Below are 4111 nucleotides of genomic sequence, written 5' to 3'. Positions count from 1 at the left end.
TATAGTAGAGCACCCTCTGTGCGAAGCTCTTTTCCCTCTGAACCTGCATCTCGATTATAAATGTTACACCCCTCTTGTCTATCGCCCTTATGTCTATAACGGTATACTTTAAATCTTTTATTTTGGGCGTCTGGTAGGGACTAAGGATCGATATGTCATCGATCTCCTCATCACCTTTGAGGTTTAGCACAGCGTTTAAAAAAGATAGAAGTATCTCTTTCTTGCTTTCGTTGCCAAATATCCTCTTAAAGGCTATGTCACTTTTTACGTCAACAAATCTCATACTTTATTTTAACACATACCCCAATATTTGGTGAACTATTACGTCACGGGATTTTTTTACAGCAGGGAGGGGCCAGCGCGTCTGTTTTTTTCTTTATCGCATTGCGAGTTTAAACACAATGGCGCAGCAGAACAGCACGATAGCCGCAAAGACAAAAACGCTGTTGTAGGAGAGATACGTGGCAATGACCCCGGAGACAAGCGGGCCGGTGGTGTGTCCGATGTCCATGACGGAGGCCAGGATGCCCATTGCCGATGCCAGACTTTCCCTCTTGCTCAGGTCTGCTATCAGTGCAGATGTGGCCGATGTTACCACCGAAATACTCAGACCAAAGAACACGCTCAACACAAGCAGTGGTATAAACTTGTCCGAAAGCGAAAATCCATAGACACAGACCGCTCCGAGTATGACTCCCGCGAATATCTGCGGAACCCTCCCATGTCTGTCGGAGAATTTCCCCATAAACGGCTTGGTCAGGGCAATGGAGATTACCTGGATCGACAGTATCATACCGATCTCATACGGGGTCAGTCCAACGCTGATGGCATACAGGGGCAGAAATGTCTCAAACGCCCCATAGGAAAACAACACGGCACCCTCAACGACACTCGTTACAATGACCCCCTTTACGGTAAGCAACTGTCTCAGCCGACCAATGATATCCCTCCATGCCGCCGTTTTGTGAGCATCCCTGGCCTGCCCCGGGATGGATAGCAGCGTAATCAGCGACAGTATCCCCACAAAGGCACATAAGAGATAGACCGCCTTGTAACTCATCCCCGGATTAAAGGCCATCAACCCGATGATGCCTCCCCCGGCCATGGGGGCAATAAAGCGCCCCAACAGCGTTGAGGTCGAAAACCAGCCGATCTTCTCCCCCCGTTCCCTGTCAAAGACGTCGGAGACCATAGACAAAGCAACCGGCATAAAAATCGCCGTTGCCAACCCATGATAGAACCTCACCATCACCAGTTGCCAGACGTTGCCGACAAACAGGTAGAGAAACGGGGCCGTAGCAAATATCAACGTAGCAACGATGAGCATCCGCTTCTTACCGATCCGCTCGGCCATCATCCCCGACGGCACACTGGCTATGATCCCCGTAAAGGACGACACGGCGCTCACCACTCCAATGCCCGCAGCACTGATCCCTATCGACAGGGAATACAGAGGCAGCACAGGACTTTTTGCTATCGTTGAACTGAAAATAGCAAAAAATCCCGTTACGCACAAAATCAAAAAGTAGGATGTGCTCACTTGCCGCGCATCAGAGACTGTATCTCATTGTGGTAGCCGATGTAGCGTTCAGTGGTGATTTCGTTTTTGCCATACTTGATGTGTTGTCTTAGTATATCCACAAAGCGTATCTCTGCCTCAGAGTCGTCCTTGATATCTACGACGTCTTCCGTGATTATATCTACGAGTCTGTCGGCGTAGATCACTATTTTCTCCTCAAGGGTTTTGAGCGAGTAGTCCTTATCGGGCAATCCCAGCTCTTTCGCCTCCTCGGGTGTCAGGCCTCCCCTGATGTGCTTTTCCATGATGTCTGTTATGGCAGTGGGCAGGCCCAGTTCCTTCCCCATCTGAGCTCCGATCTTGCCGTGTTCGATCTCATGGGTCCTGGCCTTTCCAAGGTCGTGCAACAGCGCCCCACGGGTGACGGTCTCCATATCCACCGTTGCCCCCGTCCTGCGTGCTATCTCTATTGCCTTCTCCGCAACCTTGATGCAGTGTGTCAGGTCATCCGCACTTAAGCCGGCCCTTTTAAGCAGCTCTATGTCTACGTCTTTTATCATGACTCTATTGCTTCTTGATGCCAAAGTAGGTGAAGGCATCCGCTATTGCTTTTTCAAAGTCGTGCATTATGTGGGTGAACTTCATCTGTACGTCGTCGTGGATGTGCTGGATATACTCCTGAAGTCCCTCCTTGCCATACTTCTCCTCCATCATCCTGCCGTATTCGTATATCTTGGTGATGTCGTGTCTCTGCGCCTTTGTTTCCATGTCTGCGGCGTCTATCCATTCGTGTACTTCCTTGTAATCCTGTCCTGTCCTGTCGAGACTGGTTTTTAGGTGTTTTGGGACTGGTGGCATAAGTTTTTCTCCTTTCGGTTTTTATTTTGTAACAAGTATTAATTGTATAACTCCAGTTACATCGCTGTCAAGGGGGCTGTATCGACAGGAGAGACCAGGTTGGCATATATGCCCAAAAAAGTGGGTTAAATGGCGGCAACCACGGCTAATTGTGGTGCTACCTAAAGTTGCTTAATGGCGCCTGTAACCGTTGAAGGTATTGACATTTATGCAAGAGATGTTGGTATACTATAATCTATAGGAGGGCATGGTCCCCCTAATGAACCGCTAAGGAGGAGAAAAACAATGAGTGCATATTTAGAAATAACACTTAAGATAACAGAGGCAGACAGACCCAAGGCAGCCGGTGTATATACAAAGTACAAGCAGCCGTTTCTGGATAAAATCCCCGGGGCACGGTCTAAGGAGTTGCTCATCCGCAGCGAAGATGTACAGGTACTCCATGGTTTTGATTCCGTGGAGTTGGCCCAGAGTTATCTCAGCAGCGCCCTGTTCACCGGTGATGTTGTCGAGGCGCTGAAACCATATCTGCAGGGAGCACCAGATGTCAGGATATATCAGGTGGCCTAGGCAATTCAACCGTTACCTTAATAGTATGGTAACAGCTAGGGCTCCAAGAAGGAGGATTCTGTGCAACAAACAAGTACCCCTGTGAAATGGACTACACAGTTGCAAACCGGTGTTATCTGGCAGGACATGCAACATATTGAACTCCTGGATAAACTGTGCGCCCTGCACTATGCAATCTCTGAAGGCAGAGAGATTAGCGAGGTTGAAGACACGTTTAGCTTTCTGGATCACTACACCAAGAGTCATTTTGCGATAGAAGAAAGTTACATGGCCCAGTATCAGTATGCCGATTATCAATTGCACAAGCAGCAACACGGGAAATTCATAAGCGACCTCAATACCTTGAAAAAGGACTTTTCCGTCAGAAACAAACTCACATCCTTCGCTCTGTGCTTTGACCTTAACACATGGTTTGTAGACCACATAAACGTGGCAGACAAAAAGCTGGGGACATTCTTAAAGAACAAAGCTTAACGCAATATTTACGCCCCTAAAAAAGAGGGGGGCACAACTACTACCCAATAACTCAAGTTTCACCGCCCCTCTTTACCCCCCACAAGGGGCGGGGCGCAATCTTGTCGTAGCGGGTCGCACCCGCCCCGGCAACTGTAAGGAGCTGTCCAACAATTGGGATTATCAGGATTTATGTTCGAGTAGACCTTATTCTTTTTTCCTGTAAATCCTTTATAGCGCGTTTCGATTGCATGCGATACAAAGAAAAAAAGGGGCGGCTCCGCCCCCCTTCAGAACCCCCTGCAAGGGGACCAGTCCCCTTGACCCCTTCTTTGTCGCTCCAAGTCGCACCTGGTTCCTGCGAAACCTTTTACCATGTTTTTTTAAGAGGATACAGCATTGACTTACATGCTGAATTTGAAAAGGTTTGTAAACAGAAAGGTATGTCCCTTAGAAAAGGCATCCATATGGCTTTAGCCTTGATAGGTAACCTGATTAAAGAAGAGGGAAACGAACAACAACTACCAGCCTGTGATGCTTAAAGAGAGGGCAATCTATGAATAGCAGACAGTCCGTAAAGCATTTATACGTAGTTTCCACGATTGTTAATTATCATAAGAAAGGATATATTTTAGTCATTTATTATCATTAAGAATTAACATGTTATCGTCACATGAAAAGATTGTCTGAACTAGGATTAAACAGATTAAA

The 4111-nt window shown here is 47.5% G+C and carries 6 protein-coding genes; 2 read left to right on the top strand and 4 right to left on the bottom strand.

Annotated features, from left to right (window positions below; translation table 11 throughout):
* From HWQ67_RS13750 to HWQ67_RS13735, 4 genes are all read right to left on the bottom strand, one after another.
* On the bottom strand, positions 1-283 hold a 283-nt coding region (locus HWQ67_RS13750; protein WP_218253261.1), incomplete at its 3' end, for an Rpn family recombination-promoting nuclease/putative transposase.
* Between the two features lie 93 nt (positions 284-376).
* Entirely contained in the window at positions 377-1540 is a 1164-nt protein-coding gene (locus HWQ67_RS13745; RefSeq protein WP_320414570.1) for an MFS transporter, read from the bottom strand.
* Positions 1537-2079, bottom strand: a complete 543-nt coding sequence (locus HWQ67_RS13740) for an HDIG domain-containing metalloprotein (protein ID WP_218253259.1) — start codon at positions 2077-2079, stop codon at positions 1537-1539. Before HWQ67_RS13740 ends, HWQ67_RS13745 begins: the two co-directional genes overlap by 4 nt.
* Positions 2080-2083: 4 nt before the next feature.
* Entirely contained in the window at positions 2084-2377 is a 294-nt protein-coding gene (locus tag HWQ67_RS13735; protein ID WP_218253258.1) for a hypothetical protein, read from the bottom strand.
* A 285-nt stretch (positions 2378-2662) separates the two neighbouring features.
* Between HWQ67_RS13735 and HWQ67_RS13730 the strand changes: the two genes are divergently transcribed.
* Complete coding sequence (locus tag HWQ67_RS13730; protein WP_218253257.1) at positions 2663-2947, top strand: hypothetical protein; 285 nt, start codon at positions 2663-2665, stop codon at positions 2945-2947.
* 60 nt (positions 2948-3007) lie between these two features.
* Positions 3008-3421, top strand: coding sequence for a bacteriohemerythrin (locus HWQ67_RS13725; protein WP_218253256.1), 414 nt, complete (start codon positions 3008-3010; stop codon positions 3419-3421).
* The last annotated feature ends 690 nt before the right edge of the window (positions 3422-4111 follow it).

The organism is Candidatus Magnetobacterium casense (assembly GCF_019173545.1).
In the GTDB taxonomy this organism is placed as follows: domain Bacteria; phylum Nitrospirota; class Thermodesulfovibrionia; order Thermodesulfovibrionales; family Magnetobacteriaceae; genus Magnetobacterium; species Magnetobacterium cryptolimnobacter.
This window is presented reverse-complemented; position numbering and strand designations above follow the sequence as displayed.